The organism is Mesorhizobium huakuii, assembly GCF_014189455.1.
GTDB lineage: Bacteria > Pseudomonadota > Alphaproteobacteria > Rhizobiales > Rhizobiaceae > Mesorhizobium > Mesorhizobium huakuii_A.
Genome location: NZ_CP050296.1, coordinates 4,449,508 through 4,467,807, shown reverse-complemented (window position 1 = coordinate 4,467,807; position 18,300 = coordinate 4,449,508). Strand labels below are relative to the sequence as shown.

At 64.4% G+C, this 18,300-nt stretch carries 15 protein-coding genes and 1 pseudogene; all 16 read left to right on the top strand.

Annotated elements, in window-relative coordinates:
• Positions 1-3: 3 nt before the first annotated feature.
• The 16 genes and pseudogenes from tssC (at position 4) to HB778_RS21520 (ending at position 18,300) form a co-directional block, all read left to right on the top strand.
• Positions 4-1,506 (top strand): type VI secretion system contractile sheath large subunit, encoded by a 1,503-nt coding sequence (gene tssC / locus HB778_RS21595; protein WP_183456807.1) that lies wholly within the window; start codon positions 4-6, stop codon positions 1,504-1,506.
• Positions 1,507-1,560: 54 nt separating this feature from the next.
• Positions 1,561-2,010 (top strand): Hcp family type VI secretion system effector, encoded by a 450-nt coding sequence (locus tag HB778_RS21590; RefSeq protein WP_416361774.1) that lies wholly within the window; start codon positions 1,561-1,563, stop codon positions 2,008-2,010.
• Positions 1,997-2,752 (top strand): type VI secretion system baseplate subunit TssE, encoded by a 756-nt coding sequence (gene tssE, locus HB778_RS21585; protein WP_183465171.1) that lies wholly within the window; start codon positions 1,997-1,999, stop codon positions 2,750-2,752. The genes HB778_RS21590 and tssE overlap by 14 nt, the downstream gene beginning before the upstream one ends.
• A gap of 1 nt (position 2,753) precedes the next feature.
• Positions 2,754-4,628: a type VI secretion system baseplate subunit TssF gene (gene tssF, locus HB778_RS21580; protein ID WP_183456805.1), complete on the top strand. Its 1,875-nt coding sequence runs from the start codon at positions 2,754-2,756 to the stop codon at positions 4,626-4,628.
• On the top strand, positions 4,592-5,677 hold the full coding sequence (gene tssG / locus HB778_RS21575; protein ID WP_183456803.1) for a type VI secretion system baseplate subunit TssG: 1,086 nt from the start codon (positions 4,592-4,594) through the stop codon (positions 5,675-5,677). The genes tssF and tssG overlap by 37 nt, the downstream gene beginning before the upstream one ends.
• Entirely contained in the window at positions 5,674-7,140 is a 1,467-nt protein-coding gene (tagH, locus tag HB778_RS21570) for a type VI secretion system-associated FHA domain protein TagH (protein ID WP_183456801.1), read from the top strand. The genes tssG and tagH overlap by 4 nt, the downstream gene beginning before the upstream one ends.
• Positions 7,141-7,143: 3 nt before the next feature.
• Positions 7,144-7,596, top strand: a complete 453-nt coding sequence (gene tssJ / locus HB778_RS21565; RefSeq protein WP_183456799.1) for a type VI secretion system lipoprotein TssJ — start codon at positions 7,144-7,146, stop codon at positions 7,594-7,596.
• A gap of 38 nt (positions 7,597-7,634) precedes the next feature.
• Positions 7,635-8,969: a type VI secretion system baseplate subunit TssK gene (tssK, locus tag HB778_RS21560; RefSeq protein WP_183456797.1), complete on the top strand. Its 1,335-nt coding sequence runs from the start codon at positions 7,635-7,637 to the stop codon at positions 8,967-8,969.
• A gap of 4 nt (positions 8,970-8,973) precedes the next feature.
• Positions 8,974-10,295, top strand: a pseudogene (icmH, locus tag HB778_RS21555) (type IVB secretion system protein IcmH/DotU).
• A gap of 1 nt (position 10,296) precedes the next feature.
• Entirely contained in the window at positions 10,297-13,833 is a 3,537-nt protein-coding gene (tssM, locus tag HB778_RS21550) for a type VI secretion system membrane subunit TssM (RefSeq protein ID WP_183456795.1), read from the top strand.
• Positions 13,815-14,354 carry a type VI secretion system-associated protein TagF gene (gene tagF / locus HB778_RS21545; RefSeq protein WP_183456793.1) on the top strand — a complete coding sequence of 180 codons (540 nt, stop codon included), beginning with the start codon at positions 13,815-13,817 and terminating at the stop codon, positions 14,352-14,354. The genes tssM and tagF overlap by 19 nt, the downstream gene beginning before the upstream one ends.
• 31 nt (positions 14,355-14,385) lie before the next feature.
• Positions 14,386-15,225, top strand: a complete 840-nt coding sequence (locus HB778_RS21540; RefSeq protein WP_183456791.1) for a DUF4150 domain-containing protein — start codon at positions 14,386-14,388, stop codon at positions 15,223-15,225.
• A 12-nt stretch (positions 15,226-15,237) separates the two neighbouring features.
• A complete protein-coding gene (locus HB778_RS21535) occupies positions 15,238-15,675 on the top strand; it encodes a hypothetical protein (protein ID WP_183456789.1) in 438 nt (145 codons plus the stop codon).
• Between the two features lies 1 nt (position 15,676).
• Positions 15,677-16,168 (top strand): hypothetical protein, encoded by a 492-nt coding sequence (locus tag HB778_RS21530; protein WP_183456787.1) that lies wholly within the window; start codon positions 15,677-15,679, stop codon positions 16,166-16,168.
• Between the two features lie 3 nt (positions 16,169-16,171).
• Entirely contained in the window at positions 16,172-17,260 is a 1,089-nt protein-coding gene (locus tag HB778_RS21525; protein ID WP_183456785.1) for a DUF2169 family type VI secretion system accessory protein, read from the top strand.
• Positions 17,257-18,300, top strand: coding sequence for a hypothetical protein (locus tag HB778_RS21520; protein WP_183456783.1), 1,044 nt, complete (start codon positions 17,257-17,259; stop codon positions 18,298-18,300). Before HB778_RS21525 ends, HB778_RS21520 begins: the two co-directional genes overlap by 4 nt.

Genomic DNA, 18,300 nt, shown 5'->3' with positions numbered 1-18,300 from the left:
ACCATGGCCGAACAGCAAAAGACTGCCGCCGTCGCCGAGGCCGAAGCCATCGACCTTGGAGAATTCAGCGGGCTCCTCGAGAAGGATTTCAAGGTCAAGAAGGACGACAGCGAGAAGCTGCAGCAACTCGTGCGCAATCTTGCGCTCGCGGCGCAATCGCGTTCCGAGACCACGACCATCTCGTCCAATGCGATCAAGTCGATCAAGTCGCTGATCGCGGGCATCGACAAGATGCTGACTGCACAGGTCAACGAAATCCTGCACGCACCGGAAGTGCGCGAGATGGAAGGCACATGGCGCGGCCTCTGGTATCTCGTCAACAACACCGAGACGGATCAGAAGCTGAAGATCCGGGTGATGAACATTTCCAAGGAGCAGCTGGCCGACACGCTCGAAGACTATGAAGGCCAGATGTGGGACCAGAGTCCGATCTTCAAGAAAGTCTATACGGACGAGTATTCGATGCTGGGCGGCGAACCGATCGGCTGCGTGATCGGCGCCTATGAATTCTCCAACCACCCGCGCGATGTCGGCCTGCTGCGCAACATCTCCGGCATCTGCGCCTCGGCGCACACGCCGTTTATCGCAGCCGCCTCGCCCCGCCTGTTCCGCATGGACAGCTGGCAGGAATTGCCCAACCCGCAAGACCTGCAGCAGATCGTCTCCAACCCGGCCTATGCCTCGTGGCAGTCGCTGCGCGAGAGCGAGGACGCCCGCTATATCGGCCTGACCATGCCCCGCGTCCTGGCCAGGCTGCCCTATGGCACCGATACCGTTCCGGTAAAGGGCTTCACCTTCGAGGAAGAGGTGCACGGCGATCACAACAAATATGTCTGGATGAACGCCGCCTTCCCGATGGGCGTCAACATCAACCGCAGCCACAAGCTTTTCGGCTGGGGCACGCAGATCCGCGGCGTCGAGAATGGCGGCACGGTGCTCAATTTGCCGGTGCACAGCTTCCCGACCGACGATGGCTCGATCGCGATGAAATGCCCGACCGAGGTCGCCATCGACGACCGGCGCGAGGCCGAACTGGCCAAGCTCGGCCTGATGCCGATCCTGCACCGGAAAAACACCGATCTGGCGGCCTTCATCGGCGCTCATTCGCTGCAGGACGACGAGACGCGGGCGGGCCGGCTGGTCGACCCCGATGCGCAGTCGAACGAAAGGCTGAGCGCCAACCTGCCTTATCTCTTCCCGGTTTCGCGCTTCGCGCACTATCTCAAGGCGATCGCGCGCGACAAGGTCGGTTCGTTCAAGGAGCGCTCCGACATGCAGATCTGGCTGACCGAGTGGATCAACCGCTACGTGCTGGCCAACCCGGCCTTCGCCGACGACAAGGCGCGCGCCAAGCGCCCGCTTGCCGCGGCCGAGGTCCAGGTGGACAGCGTCGAAGGGCGGCCGGGCTACTACAACGCCCGCTTCTATCTGCGCCCGCATTACCAGTTGGAAGGCATCAACGCCTCGCTGCGGCTGGTATCGGAACTGCCGTCCGTGAAGACCTGATTTGCAGCAACCTGACCTTGTTTCGTTTGAAAGCGGTGGAGAGAGACAATGCCAATGAAGATCGATGGTTTTCTGAAGGTTCCCGATATCAAGGGCCCAAGCACCCGCGACGGCCACTCCGACGAAATCGAAATCCATGGCGTCGACTACAAGATGGTCGCACCCTATGACCCGAATTCGCTCTCACGCCGTGGGCGCGTGTCGATGGGCATGATCAAGTTCATCAAGCACTACGACAAATCCTCGCCCTACCTGAAAAAGGCACTGTTCGAGAACAAGGCGCTCGATGAAGTGGTGTTCTCGGCCCGACGGACCATCGATGGCGAGACCAAGGACTATCTGGTCGTCACGCTCACCGACGCCTCGATCATGGAATACGACATGTCGCAGGCCGAGGATGAGGAAGACCTGATCCAGGAAGAGGTCAGCTTCGCCTACAAGAAGATCAAGTTCGTCTATGACGGCAATGATGAAGCCGAAATGGATGTCTATGTCGGCAAGTGAGGTTCGGCGGCCCGGCGCGGGCAAGCAACAGATCGCGGGCAGCCTGCGGGCGAAAAGCGAGGCGGTCCAGCCGTCGCTGTGGGATCGCCTCGTCAACGACCTGCCGGGCCTGACCTCGGAGATAGACGGGCTGCGCCATGTCCTGTTGGACGAGCTTGGCGCGGACCGTCTCGACAGCCTCGTTGCCGGCAGTGCACGGACCATCGATGCCGATGCGGAGCTGACGCCCGATCAGAAACGGCGTCTGCATCGCCTGGCCTTTCAGACCCAGCACCGCGTCGAGATCGAAAGCCGCGGCGTGGTGGTATCGGCGCGCGTGCTCAGGGAAGCGGTGCGGCGCGACATCGAGGCGCTGTTCAACACCGAGCGCTTCGAGGCCACGCCGCTGCTGTCCGACCTGGAGAATGAGCAAATGGCGGACAATCCGCCGTCGCTCGCCGATTTTCCGGAGGTGCGTCGAAGCGTGGTCAATTACGGCGTGCCGTCCTTCTCGGGGCGGTCATCGCGCGACTTTGACCGCGACGTTCTGGCGCGCGAGATCCGCTCGGTGCTCGCCACTTTCGAGCCGCGCCTGCAGGAAAGTGCGACGAAGGTTACCGTCACCCTGGGCGACAAGACCGTGGGGCTGAAGATCGAGATCGATGCCGTGCTGATCATGACGCCCACACCGGAACGCATGCGCCTGCGCACGACGATCAATCTCGACAACGGCTTGGCGCGGACCGAAATTAGGGACGCCTGAGATGGATCGCGTCTTCGTCGAATATTACGAGGAGGAACTGACCCACATCCGCGGCCTTGCGGCGGAATTCGCCGACATGCATCCGGCGGTGGCGCGCAACCTTTCCCTCGATACGGTGCCCTGCCCGGATCCTTATGTCGAACGGCTGCTGGACGGTGTCGCCTTCCTCGCCGCGCGCACCCGGCTGAAAGTCGACGCCGAGCGCTCGCGATTTTCGCGCAGCGTGCTCGAAGTCCTCTACCCCGATCTGGTCACGCCGGCGCCCGCGACGGCGATGGCCGTGCTGAAACCCGGCCAGCAGGTGCAGACCATGCCCGCCGGCCATGTCGTCAAGCGCAACACGCGGCTGGTCTCCAGCCTGCAGCCCGGCCTGTCGACGCGCTGCACCTTCTCCACCGCGCAGGACATGACCCTGTGGCCGATAGCCATCACCTCAGTCAGCTATTTTCAGGATCGCAGTGCGCTGGCCGCGGCCGGCATAGGGCCGATCGGCGGCACCGGCGGCGAGGCGGCACTGCGTCTGGCGGTGACGCGGACTGGAAAAGGCAAACTCGACGAATTGGCGCTCGACCAACTCGACCTCTATTTTGCCGGACGCACCAAGGCACCGCTTCTGTTCGACGCGATTTTCGGCGCCTGCGTGGCTGTCGGCGCACGACCGGAAGGCAAGACCAATCGGCTGTCGCCCTTGCCGGCGCCCGAAATGGTCGGCATCAGCGACGACGAGGCCTTGATGCCACGTACCCGCCCGACATTCGAAGGGTACCGCCTGCTGCGCGAATATTTCATCATGCCGGAGCGCTTTCACTATGTGCGGGTTCTGGGGCTGCAGCCGGTGGTGCGCCAATGCGAGGCCGGACTGGAGATCATCCTCCTGTTCCGCCGCCCGGTGCCCGAACTCGCCGACCTGACGCCAGCGGATTTCGAACTTTTCGCGACGCCGATCATCAATCTGTTCGAGCGTGAGTGCAACGTCGTCGAGCTCGATCAGCGCAAGACGCGGCAGGTGCTGCACGCTGACCGGACGCGGGCGCGCGACTTCGAGATCTATCGTGTCCTGCGCGTCGAGGATGCCGACAGTGAAGGCAGCGACGCCGAGATACCGGAGCTGTTCAGCCTCGGGCAGAACCGTGGCAGCGGCTGGGTCTATTCGACAGAACGGCGCCCAAGGCGGGCAACGGAGGATGAACGGCGCGACGGCCTGACCCGCACATCATACACCGGGGATGATGTTTTCCTGGCCGTATCCAGACCGCTCGCAAGTCCCGCGAACCGGCCGTTGAAGCGTCTCGACATCATGGCGCTTTGCACCAACCGCGACCTGCCGATCCTTGATGACAATCCGACCTTGACGCTCGAGGCCGGTGACCCGGTCGAATCCGTTCGGCTGCTCGGTGCGTTGCGTCCGCCGCAGCCGGCCATCCCCGCGGCGCTGCCTGCCGGGGCCAATGGCGAATCCCGGGCCGACGATCTCGCCTGGCGAATGGTGGCGCAGCTGGCGCTCAATTTCTTGAGCCTCGCCAAGGAAGGCCGCGGTGTCGACCCCCTGCATGCGCTGCTCGATCTGTACGCCGACCGCGGCGATCCGAGCCTTGCCCGCAACGTGCATTCGATCGTGCGCATCGACTCGCGCTCGGTGATCGAACGGCTGCAGATCGACGGGCCGATGTGTTTCGGGCGTGGCACGGAAGTGACGCTGCATGTCGATCAGTCAGTGCTGGCCGGGCAAAGCACCTTGCTGCTTTCGGCCTTGCTGGCGCGGCTGTTTGCCCGTCATGCCGGAATAAACGGCTTCGTGCGGACCCGCACGCGGCTGCTGCAGAAGCAGGAGGATGTGCCATGGCCGATGACGCCCGGCAATCGCTACCTGATCTAGACAGGACACCTGATCTGGACAAGATCGGCCCGGACTGGGCCGAAGCTCCCTCCGAAGCGTTCGACTTTTTCGAACTGCTGCGCCGTCTCGAACAACGGGGCGGCCTGTTCGGCCATTCCGGACGCCCCGACCGCGAGCCGGCAAGGCTCGGCCAACATGTGCGGCTGGCCTTTTCCGCGCGCGACCTGGTGCAGTTCCGCGAAGCCAGCGACAAGGCGCCGGCCCGGGTCACGGTCGCAAATCTCGGCCTGTTGGGGCCTGAGGGCCCAATGCCGCTGCATCTGACGCGCTGGGTGCTCGACCGCCTGTCGCAGCGCTGGTTCGCCGGCGCCGACGCGCAGCAGACCAGCGACACGACATTCGTGGATTTCGTCAACATCCTTCAGCACCGCATGATTGCCCTCTACTACCGGGCCTGGGCCGACGCGCATCCGGCGGTCCAGGTCGAGCGCGCGGTCGGTGGCCGCGTTCGCGCCATGCTTGAAGCGATGGCGGGGATCGGACTTCCCGGCACCCAAAATCCCGATCTCGACACCGTCAAGCTCCGCCAGGCCGCGTCGCTCGCCAGTCAGGTCGACGGCCCCGAACGGCTGACGCTGTTCCTGGCGGAAGCGTTCAAGGTGCCGGTTCAAATTAAGGAGTTCATCGCCGCCTGGATAACCATACCAACCGGGCTGCAGACCCGCCTCGCCAAAGCCTATGCGGGACTGGGCAAAGGGGCGACGATCGGCCCGCGCGTTTTCAGCCGCCAAAGCAGGATCGAACTGCGCGTCGGCCCTCTCGGTTTCGAGGAGTTCAAGGCGTTCCTGCCGGGCGGCTCGCGCCTCAAGCTGTTCAAGCAGGCCGTCCGCGACATGGTCGGGGAATCACTCGACGTCGACCTGCGCATCGTGCTGGCGCGTGAAGCCGTGCCGCCGCCCCGTATCGGAGCGGTCCAACTCGGCCGGACCGCCTGGCTTGCGCGGCCCGCCGAAAGGGGCGATGCTGACGATCTGCGGCTGCGGACAATTGTCGGATGGCGGCCGGAAATGGCGGGGGTCGCGGCATGAGCCTGCTGCTGACGCTGGAGCAAGGGCCACGCACCCAGGCGGTACGGCAGACCCGGCTGGACGAGGGCGAGCTGGTGATCGGCCGCAGCGCGGACGCAGGCTGGCAGATCAACGATCCCGACATGTTCGTTTCCCGCGCCCATTGCAGGATCACGGGCGGGCGAGACGGCTATTTCGTCACCGACACGTCGAGCAGCGGGCTGTACATAAACGACTCCGACAGCCCGCTTGGTGCCGGCCAGTCGACGCGCCTTCAAAGCGGCATGCGGCTGAGGCTTGGCGACTATGTCGTCCATGTCGACCTGCAGACGCCAACCGCCCAGGCACAGCCAGCCAGCCAGCCGGTTCCGGAACGCCTGCCGCCGGGATCGCGGGCGCCGCTGAACATCGGCAGTGACGACTTCTTTTCCGCCAAGATCGAGGAAGAGCCGCGACGGCCACGGCCGGCCGATCTGCCGAACCCGTTCGAGCAGCCGGTTGCGGGCGCGTTCGAACGTGCCGCCTCCAGCCAGCGCAGCTCGCCTGCCTTCGATGACCCGTTCAGCCTCGACCCGGTTTCGACGCCTGTGTCGAAAGACGCCGCCGCTTACCGCGAACCCGGCGGCGCGGCGAGCCAGACGGACCCATTCAGCCTCGACCCTGCGCCGTCCCTCGGCCGCGGTGCCCAACTCGCTCCGGGAAAGCCGTCCGATTTCAGTGATGATTTTGCTTTCGGGCCAGCCGCCACAGCCGGTTCGGCAAACGGTGTCGGCCAGGCCGGACAGCGTGAGCGCGTCGCCCAACGACCCGCCAATCCCTGGGATCCGCCTGTGCAGGCAGCTGACGCCCCTCCTCCAGTCCGCACAGGTGCCGCAGCCACGCCAGCCCGCCCGCCGGTAGCACCGCAGCCGGGCGACATGGCGCTTCGCTCCGCATTCCTGCGTGGCATGGGCGTCGAGGAAGCCGATTTCCCGGGGCGCGACAGCGTCGCGGAAATGGAGAAGTTCGGCCGCGAATACCGGTTGATGATGGAAGGCCTGATGCAGCTTCTGCGCAAGCGGGCCGAGGAAAAGGGAAATGCCCGCGTCGCCCAGACCGTGGTCGGGGCTTCCGAAGTCAATCCGCTCAAGTTTCTGCCGACGGTCGACGACGCCATCGTCACGCTTCTCGCCGAGCGCAGCCCCGGATTTCTCACCGGCGAGGCGGCTATCGCCGACGCGGTTCGCGATCTTGCGCAGCATCACGTGCGCGCCTGGCGCGGCGTGCAGGCCGCCTTGCGCCGGATGGTCGACCGTTTTGACCCGGCAGCGATCGAGGAAGAGCTGAAATCGAATTCGGCGATCGGCACCCTGCTTTCGGGCGGGCGCGGCGCCAAGCTGTGGGAGCTCTACCAGAAACGCCATCGTGAAATCGCCGAGAGTGCCGAGAAAAGCTTCCTTGGCGAGATCGGCGCCGATTTTCGGGACGCATATGAGGAGGAGTGAAACATGATCGACCGACGCGAATTCATCGTTGCCCTGGGCGCGACCGGGCTGCTTGCGGCTTGCCAGAGCGGCCCGCCGAAACCTTCGGTGATCACCGTCAACGTGACCGGCGGGGCCGGCATGAACCCGGGACCGGGCGGCGGCGACCGGCCGGTGACAGTTCTCGTCATGCGGCTGCGCAGTACCGGCAAATTCAATTCCGCCGACTACTTCGCGCTGCAGGGCGATGCCGGCTCCGCGCTGGGCGGCGATCTCATCGGATCCGACCAGATCGCTGTCGGGCCGGGAAAATCCGCGTCCAAGACCATCACCGTCGAGCCGGACGCGACGGCGCTGGGCTTCGTGGCCCTGATCCGCGAGCCTACCGGCAAGAACTGGCGGACGACCAAGTCGGTGTCGGCGGGATCGAAATTCACGATCAACGTCACGGTTGGCAGCGGTGGCATTTCCGCCTAGCGGCCAAAGCAAGGGAGCTCGATGCAGAGAGTAGCGGCATGAGCGAAGCAAACAGGGTGCTGTGGTCCGAAGGCCTTTTCCTGCGGACCCAGCATTTCCAGCAGCAGGATCGCTTTTTCGAAGCGACAGTGCGCGGCGCGTTGCAGGCCGGGCAGTTGCATACGTTCGGCTTTCAACAGCTGACGCTGGACCAGGCGTTGCTGGAGGCCGGCCAGATTTCGATCCTGTCGGCACGGGGCATTTTTCCGGACGGAACGCCCTTCTCCATTCCCGACATGATGGACGCGCCGCGACCATTGCCGGTCACCCCGGACACGGGTGCCGGACCGGTGCTGGTCGCGTTGCCGCTGGAACCTCCCGGTGGTGTCGGCTTCGATCCGGCACACGCCGCCGCCTCGGGAGCACGCTATCATGGGCGGATCGTTTCGGTGCGTGACGCCGTCCAGGGCGGCTCGGATCCTGAAGAAATCGAAATTGCCCGTCCGCAGGCGCTGCTGCTTGCGCCCGGCAGGTCGGTCGGCGGCTACACGGCCTTGCCGATCGCCGACCTCAAGGGGATTCGAGCCGATGGCGGCGTCTCGCTGGACGAGGCCTTCCTGCCGCCGACACTGGTGACCGGCGCGGTGGCCTGGTACCGGCAATTGCTCCAGGAAGTTGTCACCGGCCTCGACCAGATCGCCGAGGCGCACGGCAAGATGGTCATGGGCGGACCTGGGCGCAGCGTCGAAGACCTGCTGATGCTCAATCTCGCCAATGCGGCGCGGCCGCGGCTGGCCCATATGCTGGCGCAGGATGTCTTCCATCCGGCCGAGCTTTACCTGGAACTTGCCGGGCTCGCCGGTTCGATGGCAACCTATGGATCGAGCGCGCGACGGCTGGGCGAGTTGCCGGCTTACGATCACATGGCGCCCGGGCCTGCCTACATGGCGCTGGCGGATGCGCTGCGCTCGCTCATCCTCAGCCTGCGCTACATCGAACCGAAATCGCGGGCGCTGCCGGTCATGCGGCATTCGACCAATGTCTGGAAGATCCGCATCGACAATCCGAAGCTGCTGGTCGCCAGCCGCATCGTCATCCGGGTCGGTTCGGAGCTGTCGGAAGACGCGCTGCGCAAGATCTTCGTCAACCAGGCGACTGTCGGTTCGGCCGACCAGTTCGAGGGCCTGTGGAAATCGCGTCTGCCGGGCATTCCGCTGAAACCGCTTCATTCCCAGCCGCGCGAGATCCCTTACGACGGCGATCGGCTGTGCCTCGAACTGGACCAGAAAAGCGAGCACTGGGCGTCGCTGCTCGATGCCCCCGGCTTCGTCATCGGCGTTTCGGGCGTGTTGCCAAGCGAGCCGCAGGTGGACTGCTACTCGGTGAACAGGTGAGATGATGAGCCGCGATGATCCTTTCGGGCTGTCGGAGGATCGCGAACGCACCCGCATACGATTGACCGGCGCGCCGACGCCGCGCCCGATGGCGCCGCTCCTGCCGGGCGCGGCGGTCAAGCGGTCGCGCACGCACCCGAACGCGCTCGTCAACGCATTCGCGCCCCTGCTCGAGTTCGCGCCCGAGCTTGAAAGCGCGCTGGCGCCGGAGAACCCGGAAGCCCTGCGCACCCGTCTGCTCGAAGAACTGGTTCGGGCACGCGACACGGCAATGGCGACGGGATCCTCGATGGAGCGGGCCGACCAGGCGGCCTGGGTGGTGGCGGCGTTGCTCGACGACCTCGCCCTGAACACGCCTTGGGGCGGGGCCAGCGCCTGGCGCGGCAGCCGCTGGTGGTCATGCTGCGCGGCGATGTCGATGCCGGCACGCAGTTCTTCACGCGTCTCGACGAGTTGGAACGCCATCCCAACCGCGACCGCGAATTGCTGGAGTTGCAGTATGATTGCATGGCGCTCGGCTTCCGCGGCAAATACCGCGTGCCCGGCCGGTCGGGCGACCGGTCGCTCAACGCCGTTCGCGTGGCGGCGGCACGCTTCCTGCGCGATGCCGACGCAGAAGGCGCGCCGCTGTCGCCCAACTGGAAGGGCGTGATCGCCTCCGACGAGCCGCAGCGCTTCATCGTGCCGATCTGGGTCATGGCGCTCGGTGCGGCGGTCATCGCCACCGCCATCCATGTCGGGCTGTCGATGGGGCTGAGCAGCCAGGCGGTCGAACTATCAGCCCTTGTGCGCGCACTGCCGCCGGCTGAACGCGGCGATATCAGCCGGACGTCGCCCAAGGTCGACGCCCCGCCGCCGGAGAAAGTGGATTTTGCGCTGTTGCCCGAATTCCAGGCTGGTGCGCCCGCCGGCCTCAAATCCGCGCTCAGCGGCACCGAGAGCGTTTCGCTGGCCAAGCTGGTCATCCAGGCCTCCAACCCCGAACTGTTCCAGTCGTCGCGGCCACAACTGACCGACGGCTTCGAGCCGCTGATCGCTTCGATCGCCAAGGTGATCCTCGCCAATCAGGAGCTGATCGGCAACATCACGGTGATCGGTCATACGGACGGCGTTCCCCTGCAAAAGACCAATCCGCTGTCGACCAACCAGCGGCTGTCGGAGGCGCGCGCGCAGACGATCGCCGACATGCTGGTCCAGAACGGGGTGCCGCAGGACCGCGTTCATTCCGAGGGCCGCGCGGCCACCGATCCAGTGGCCAGCGACAGCACGCGCGAGGGGCGAGCCTTGAACCGCCGCGTCGAGGTGCTCGTCGAAAAGAGGCTGTGAGATGTTCATCCTGCGCTTCCTCTGGGCGGTCCTGACATCGCGCTGGCTGTGGACGCTGATCGGCATCACGCTGCTTTCCCTGGTCATCTGGGTATTCGGTCCGATCGTCAGGGTCGGTCCCTATTCGCCTTTCGATTCCGACAATGTGCGCATTGCCATGATCGCGGGGCTGATCATCCTGTGGTTGATCTGGCTGATCGTCGCGCAGCGCCGGGCCATCCGCGCCAACCGCATGTTCGTCGCCGAGATCGCCGCGCCGGTTGCGGAGAAGCCCCTCGGGCCCGGCGAAGAGAACGTCGCCGCCGTGGGCGCCAAATTCGCCGAGGTGATGGCCGAACTGAAACGCCGCAAACTCGGCGGACGCAAATTCCTGCGTGAGATGCCATGGTATGTGATCGTCGGGCCGCCGGCCACCGGCAAGACCACGGCCTTGCGGCAGTCCGGACTGAATTTTCCGATCGACCTCACCGACGATCTGCAAGGGGTCGGCGGCACGCGCAACTGCGACTGGTTCTTTTCCGAGAACGCGGTTCTGATCGACACCGCCGGCCGCTATGTCCAGCAGGAGAGCCAGCCCGATGTCGACGCGGCGGAATGGCTGGGCTTCCTCGACCTTCTGAAGAAGCATCGCGGCCGGCGCGCGCTCAACGGCGTGATCGTCGCGCTGTCGATCGACGTGCTTTCGGAGGGCGACGAAGCGATCAAGGCGCACGGCCGCAAGATCCGCCGCCGGCTGGCCGAGCTCAACGACCGGCTGGAAATCCGCCTCCCGGTCTATCTGATGCTGACCAAGGCCGACCTGATCAAGGGTTTCGAAGCGTTCTTCGGCGGCCTGTCGACCGCCTCGCGCGAGCAGGTCTGGGGAACGACCTTCGCGCTGGATGCGCGCGTCGATGCCAAGACCATCGAACGCGAGATTTCGACACTGGCGACGGAACTGGAGCGGCGGCTGGTGCCGCGCCTGGAGGATGAGGACAAGCTCGCCGCCCGTGCCGATATCTTCAGGTTCCCCGCCCAGCTGTCCAGCCTGTCCGAACCGATCCAGGTTCTGGTCGAGGCGATGTTCGGCGAGAGCCGCTATGAAGAGGCCGCATGGCTGCGCGGCCTCTATCTGACATCGGCGACGCAGGAAGGGGCGCCCATCGACCGGCTGACCGCAGCACTGTCGTCGTCCTTCGGCCTGCCGCCACGGCGGGTCCTGCCAGCGCCAAGGGTCGAGAAGCGCAGCTTCTTCCTGAAGAACCTGCTCACCGACGTCATCTTCAAAGAGGCCGGCCTCGGCACGTTCGATCCGCTGGCGCAGCGCCGCCGCGCGTGGATCTGGCGCGGTGCAGCGACCGCATGTGCAGCGGCCGCCCTGCTGGCCGGCGGGCTGTTCACCTGGTCCTATTTCGACAACCGCAACGCGATCACGGCCCAGGCAAGCCAGTTCGAGGCGCTGCAGACGCCGCTGACTTCCGTTGCCGCAAACCCGGCATCGGTGCAGCAGCCCGCCATCGACAGTGCGCTCGAGGCAATGGACACCGTCGCAAACGCCCGCACAGCACCGCCGGGCAGCGCCCAGGATCTGCTGGGCCCATCGGCCTCGGCGGAACTGGTGCGGGCGCAGACCGACACGTACGACCACGCCCTGCGCAACGTGCTCGAGCCGCGTATGGTCGCGCTGCTCGAGGCGACCATGTGGCGGCAGATCCGCGATCCGGATTTCATGCTCGGCGCGCTCAAGACCTATCGCATGATGACGGGCCTGTCGCAGATGGATCCCGATTTCGCCCAGAACTGGTGGGTGAACAGCCTGCCCGAATTCGCGGCCGCGGCACCATTCCCGACCGCCGATGCCGAAGAGCATCAGCTTGCCGCCATTCGCCGCATGGCGGTCGATGAAAGCTATGTCGCGCCCGACCAGGCGCTGGTTGCCGAAGCGCTGAAAACGGTGTGCACGATCTCGTTGCCGGCGCGTGCCTACAAGCAGTTGCTGGCCGATCCGGAGGTGGCCGGGCTCAAGGAGTGGATCCCGGCCAATTTCGCCGGTCCCAATGGCGGCAAGGTGTTTGCGCGGCGCTCCGACAAGACACTTCGCGTCGGCATTGCCGGAGCCTTCACCTATGCCGGCTTCCACGATGCCATTCTCGACCGCGTCGACGACGTCGCCGCCCAGGCGGCGCTCGATCGTGCGGTTTTCGCCGGCGGCTGCTCGGAAAATTCCGAGACCTCGGTCTCGGCGCTGTCCGAGGATATTCTGAAGCTCTACTATGACGACTACATCGCGCAATGGGACAGCTTCCTGCGCGACATGCGGCTCGCGCCATTGACCGATCTCAATGTCGCCAGCGAAAACCTGAAGGATCTCTCGAGTGCCGATTCAGCCCTGAAGCGGCTGCTGACGGCGATCGTCCAGGAGACCGAACTGACGCGTTCCGACGAGGCACCTGTTGACGACAAGGCGGCAGCCAAGGGCGCCTCCAAACTGCTCGGCAAGCTGGGAAAACTCGGCAAGCTGGCGACAAGCGGGGCGAAGCTGCTGCCCCGTGCCGGGTCCGCCACAGAGGTGGACCTGACCGGCAATCTGGTGGCCGCGCATTTCAAGCCGCTGAAAAGCACCATCGCCGAGGTCGACGGCCAGCCGCCGGCGCTGGATGCCGCCGTTGTCGCGCTGACCGCGCTGTCGAATGTGCTGCAGACGGTCACCGCCAACCCCAATCCGCAGGATGCCATCAAGAAGCAGGGCGGCCTTGCCGAACTGACCGGTGCGGTCGCCAGGCAGGCGCAGATCCTGCCCGACCCTATCAACGCCTGGCTCGGCGGCATTGCCGGCGACACCAGCAATTTGACCCAGAAAGCGGTCACTTCGGAGCTCAACGCCATCTGGCGGGCGGACATACTGCCGTTCTGCCAGGCCGCGCTGAACGACCGCTATCCGTTCAGCGCCGACAGCGCGGTGGACGTCAATGTGCGTGATTTCGCCCGCCTGTTCGGACCGGCCGGGCTGATCGACGGCTTCATCAACGACCACCTGATCAACTATGTCGACACCACCAGCCAGCCGTGGAAATGGCGCGCCGATTTCGGCCTCGATCCTTCGGCACTGGCGGCGTTCGAGCAGGCCAGGCATATCCGCGACGATCTCTTTCCCGGAGGCACCGGACCGGTGATGAGCTTCACGCTCGAACCGAAGGACCTGTCTCCCAACGTCACGCGCGTGACGCTCAATCTCGATGGCCAGACGCTGGTCTACTACAACAACGCGACGCGGCCGCAACCGATGACCTGGCCCGGCAAGGACGGCACCGGTGTCATCTCGCTCGCGTTCCAGCCCATCGACGGATCGCCCGAAATCATGCTCAACGAGACCGGCAGCTGGGCCTGGCTGAGGATGCTGCGCAGCGGCCGTTTCGCCGGCACGTCGCTCTCCGATGTCTACAGCCTGCGCCTGGGCACGAAAGGCATGTATGCCGATTTCGAGCTCAAGGCGGCCAGCGTCGAGAACCCCTACAATCTGGAGATGTTCAAGAAATTCTCATGTCCGCCGCAGATATGAACACCGGATTCTTCGGCAAGATCCCGGCGACCGGAGATTTCGTCGCCGCCAACCTGCCGCGGACTTTCATCGACCGCTGGGACCGCTGGATGTCGATGGAATTGCTGGCGCGGCCCGACGAGGGAGACCTCGACACCCGCGCATGGCGCTTCATCATCCAGGCTGGCATTTTCGGCGACCAGCCCTGCGCCGGCGTGTGGCGGATGAGCGAGGATCGCGTCGGCCGGCGCTATCCATTCGCCATCGTGCGGTTGGGCCCACCGCCGGAGCCCCTCGATCCGTGGTTCGACGCCGTCGTGGCGCTCATCCAGAGTTGTGTCGGCGACTATTGGCCGCAAACAAGATTGGCCGAGCAACTGCAGGATTTACCTCCTCCCGGCTCGGCTGGTGATCCGCAACGAATTGCATTCTGGAGTGATGATTGGCAGGTCAAAGAGTTCAGTTTCGCCGACATCCAGGATCTCGCTGCCAATGCCTTGCCGGCGATGCGCGCGGCACCGGCCGAAACGGTGGAATTCTAAGCCAATGGGATGCACCGTATTCGCCGAGAAAATGGGATGGTTCCACAAGGGCAGTGACGGCAAGGGCATCGCGCCGGGTGACGTTTGTTTGACACCGCCGCCACCCCCGGCAGGCCCCCTGCCCGTCCCCTATGTCAATATGCTGTTCGCCAGCGATCTGACAAAGGGCAGCAAGAGCGTCAAGGCCGACGGCAATCCGACGTGCCTGGAGGACGTTTCGGAGATCGCGACAAGCACGGGCAATGAGCCAGGCACGCAAGGCGGTGGGGTCATAACGCACAAGACCAAGGGCAAGGGCAACTTCACGCTCTGGTCTTTCACGGTGAAAGTCGAAGGCAAGGGCGTCTGTCGCCATGGCGATCCGCTACTCCAGAATGAAGCCAGCAGACCGCCGAACTGCACCGCACCCGGCGCGCTTGTGATCCTGAAAGCGGCGCTTGGCAGCGATTATCGCAAGAGCAAATGCAAGACGCCCTACGACAGCGACAAGCACCGCCCGAGCATCAAACAACCCCAGAAGGACGAGGTTTACGGCAAGCAGTGCTGGGAGTGCGCAAAACAGATCCGTGCAGGAAAGCGGGCCAAGACACCAGGCGGCAAATGGATGCGCGAGGAGGACTACGGCAAGGCCGATTCCGGTGGGAAAAAACGCTACAAAAACCGTGATCGAAAGAAAATGACACCGGATCATCAGCCGCCTCTGAACCGTGCATGGGAACTCGGCGGCTGCCATCTCAAACCGTCGCCTGACGCGTTCAAGGAACTCATGAGCAAGCCTGAGATGGTGAGGCCGCATTGTCGCGCGCACTCCAACACACAAGGCACAAAGGTCTCCAAGATTGGCGCCAGCATCAGAGCCGGGCGCTCCTAGAGGGGAATGGAGATGGATAAACGCTACAAGGAGATTCAGGCGCGATACCTCGCTGAAATGCGTACGATCCTGCCCGCGGTCATGGCCTGGTGGAAGGCCCACGCTGTTCGTGATCCGTCCGAGCTTGTCGGTTCGGTTCCACAGAATGATTTCGAAGCTCGGTGGCCGGCCGGACCGACTGCTCACCCTCGGGTTCTCCATGTCTTTCGCAAGTACTTCCTCGAGATCGATACCCTGAATCTCGATAACGAAAGCCGCGAGCCCCCCCGCGGCGGCGAGACAAAGGAAAGCGACTGGGGGACGGATGGAGAGACCGAGGAGGTCGATTTCCAGCTTCCGATTGACCTGCTGGTCGATGATCTGCCCAACGTCGCACCCGATGTCTATGAACTGGTCAGGGGCCTTGTTTTCGTACCCATCGGTCAATCTCCCGACGAGGAGTTCTGCTGAGATGGCCTTCAAGATCGTGCACAATGTCGAGAAAGCCGTGCGCCAATTGCTGGGTGCGCCAACCGATCTTTACGGAGAAATTCCCGATCAAGGCCGGGAAAGACCGCTCGCCGATGCAACCGACGCGCACAAACGCCTCTATGCCCAATATGTCGCGGACTTTGCGACGACATACGAGATTGGCGATGCGTGGTGGCAAGATTGCGTCGAAGCCTTCGTCTCGGACGGCTACAAAAGATCGGAAGCGATTGATCTGGCCTATGACAAGCGACTTGCCGGACCCGCCTCCGCGTCCGAGGTTGTCTGGTTCTTTCGCACGTACTGGCTGTCGTTCGACGAACTGAACCGAACCCTTCCGCCGGGCGACCGCGTTCCACCGCAAGTCGCCATGCTGGGCTGGCTGGTCGAAGGAGGCCTCAAGGACTATGTACGCCTGCTCACCTGCATGCCGTACTGGCCGATCGGGCTCGACGAGAACGGTAACTGGAGCTGAGTCATGGCCTTTGACGTCTGGCTCGAAAACCGCACACCCTTTGCTGCCGCGACCCACGTGCAGTTGAATGCGGACGGTCAGGAAGTGCTTGTGGCCATGCTCTCGGCGAGCTTCGAGTCGCCAGAGTCAAACGGCGCACTGCGACCGGCCGACGAGCAGTTGCCGGTCACGTTCGGTGACGTTCCGTTCGGCAACCCGACCCTGTCCTCCAACAGATACGAGGCAGACATCGCCCCGGTGAAGCCCGCCGCGGAAGTGATCGTCAACGCAACGGCCTATGCCACAAACGGCAGACCGGTGCGCGAGATGCAAGTGGGTCTGAGCATAGGCAATGTGCGCAAAGTGCTGAACGTCGCCGGCGATCGCATCTACGATGCCGGCAGCTACAGCGCGCCGCATCCTTTCAGGACGATGCCGATCGTCTACGAGCGCGCCTATGGCGGCACGACGCAGGATGGGAGAGTCGAACCACGCAATCCGGTCGGCGTCGGGTTCCATCATGCCGCTTCGGCGGATCCTGCCGTCAGGACACAGGCGCCGAACATCACTTATCCAGGCGAGCCGGTGTTGAGCCCTGCCGACCGGCCAAGGCCGGCAGGATTTGCAGCACTGGGCCGTGGCTGGCAGCCGCGGCTCGGCTTTGCGGGCACCTATGATCAGAACTGGGTCGACACGCAATGGCCGTTGCCGCCAAAGGATTTCGATCCGCGACACCACCTTTGCGCACCGGCAGATCAACAGTTGCCGCGGCTTACCGGTGGTGAGGAAGTGTCGCTCGTCGGCCTCACACCGACGGGACGCTGGAGCTTCCGACTGCCGCGGATCACGGCACCGGTGAGGTTGATTTATGACGACAGGGTAGTGGTACACGCCTTTGCGCCGGACACTGTAATCATCGAGCCGGACCTTTGGCGCGTGACGCTGAAGGCACGCCTGTCCTTCGTGACGCGCCGCAACGCCCCGGCGTTGCGTGAGATTGTTTTCGGCCATGTCACGCCAGCACTGCTTTTGGCACGACGTAAGCGCAAAGAGTATCTTTCTCCCCTCGGCGGCGACGGCACGCTGCGCGATCAGCCGGTCTGGCAGCCATGAAGCGGCCGCTCTATGTCGCAGGCGCCGGTGCGGTCACCGCGGCAGGGTTAAACGCGCGGCAGACCATTGCAGCAATTCGCGCGAGCCTCTCCGCCTTCGAGGAGACGGTGCTAGCCGACCCGCTCGGCGCCACTCAGATCGTCGCACGCATTCCCTCCCACCGGCGCTTGCGTCCAAGCAATGGCGTCTGGCTGGTCAATATGGCCGCAAGAGCCATCGGCGAAGCGTTGCAAAGCGGCAAGATCGCATCCGAGGGGACCGCTATTTTGCTGACACCACCCGAAAGCTTTCGCAATCACCCGGCCTATGGTGACATTGCCCCGTCGGCTTTCTTGGCGGCGGTGATGTCGGCGACCGGACATAAATTCCACCCGGCATCACGGGCAACCGACGGCGGCGCGGCCGCAAGCATTGGCCTGCTCGAACGCGCATTGGAAATGATGGAGCAGCAAGGCGTCGAGCAGGTTCTGCTCGGTGGGGTCGACAGTCTCGTCAACGACACGGATTTCGCTCGACTGGGGCAGGCTGGGCGTCTCAAGGGAGAAGACAACGCACAAGGCCTTGTTCCGGGCGAGGCGGCGGCCTTCGTCCGGCTGACGCGCAGCCCGGAAGGAAATGCGCCCGTCCATGCCGCCATCCACGGCGTGGGCCTGGCCCAAGAAACAGACAGCGTTCTTTCCGAACGCTACAGTCAGGGTCGCGCCTTGCTCGGCGCCTTGCGCGATGCCGTGACCGGATCGGGCCCATCAGAGCCCGACATCGATTTTGTCATCAGCAACAGCAATGGCGAGCGCTACAGCGGTTGGGAGCAGTTGATCACGCGGCCACGCTTCTACCGCACGCGCCGCGAGACGCTGCCCACCGCTTTCCCCGCCATGACCATCGGCGACATCGGCGCTGCCGGCGGGGCGCTTGCGCTGATGCTGGCTGCCGACAGTTTCCTCAATGACTACGCGGCCGGAAAGACCGCCGTCTGCGAACTCGCCTCGGAGAACGGCCTGCGCGCCGCGGCGGTGATGGCCCGGATGACCCGGCGCTGA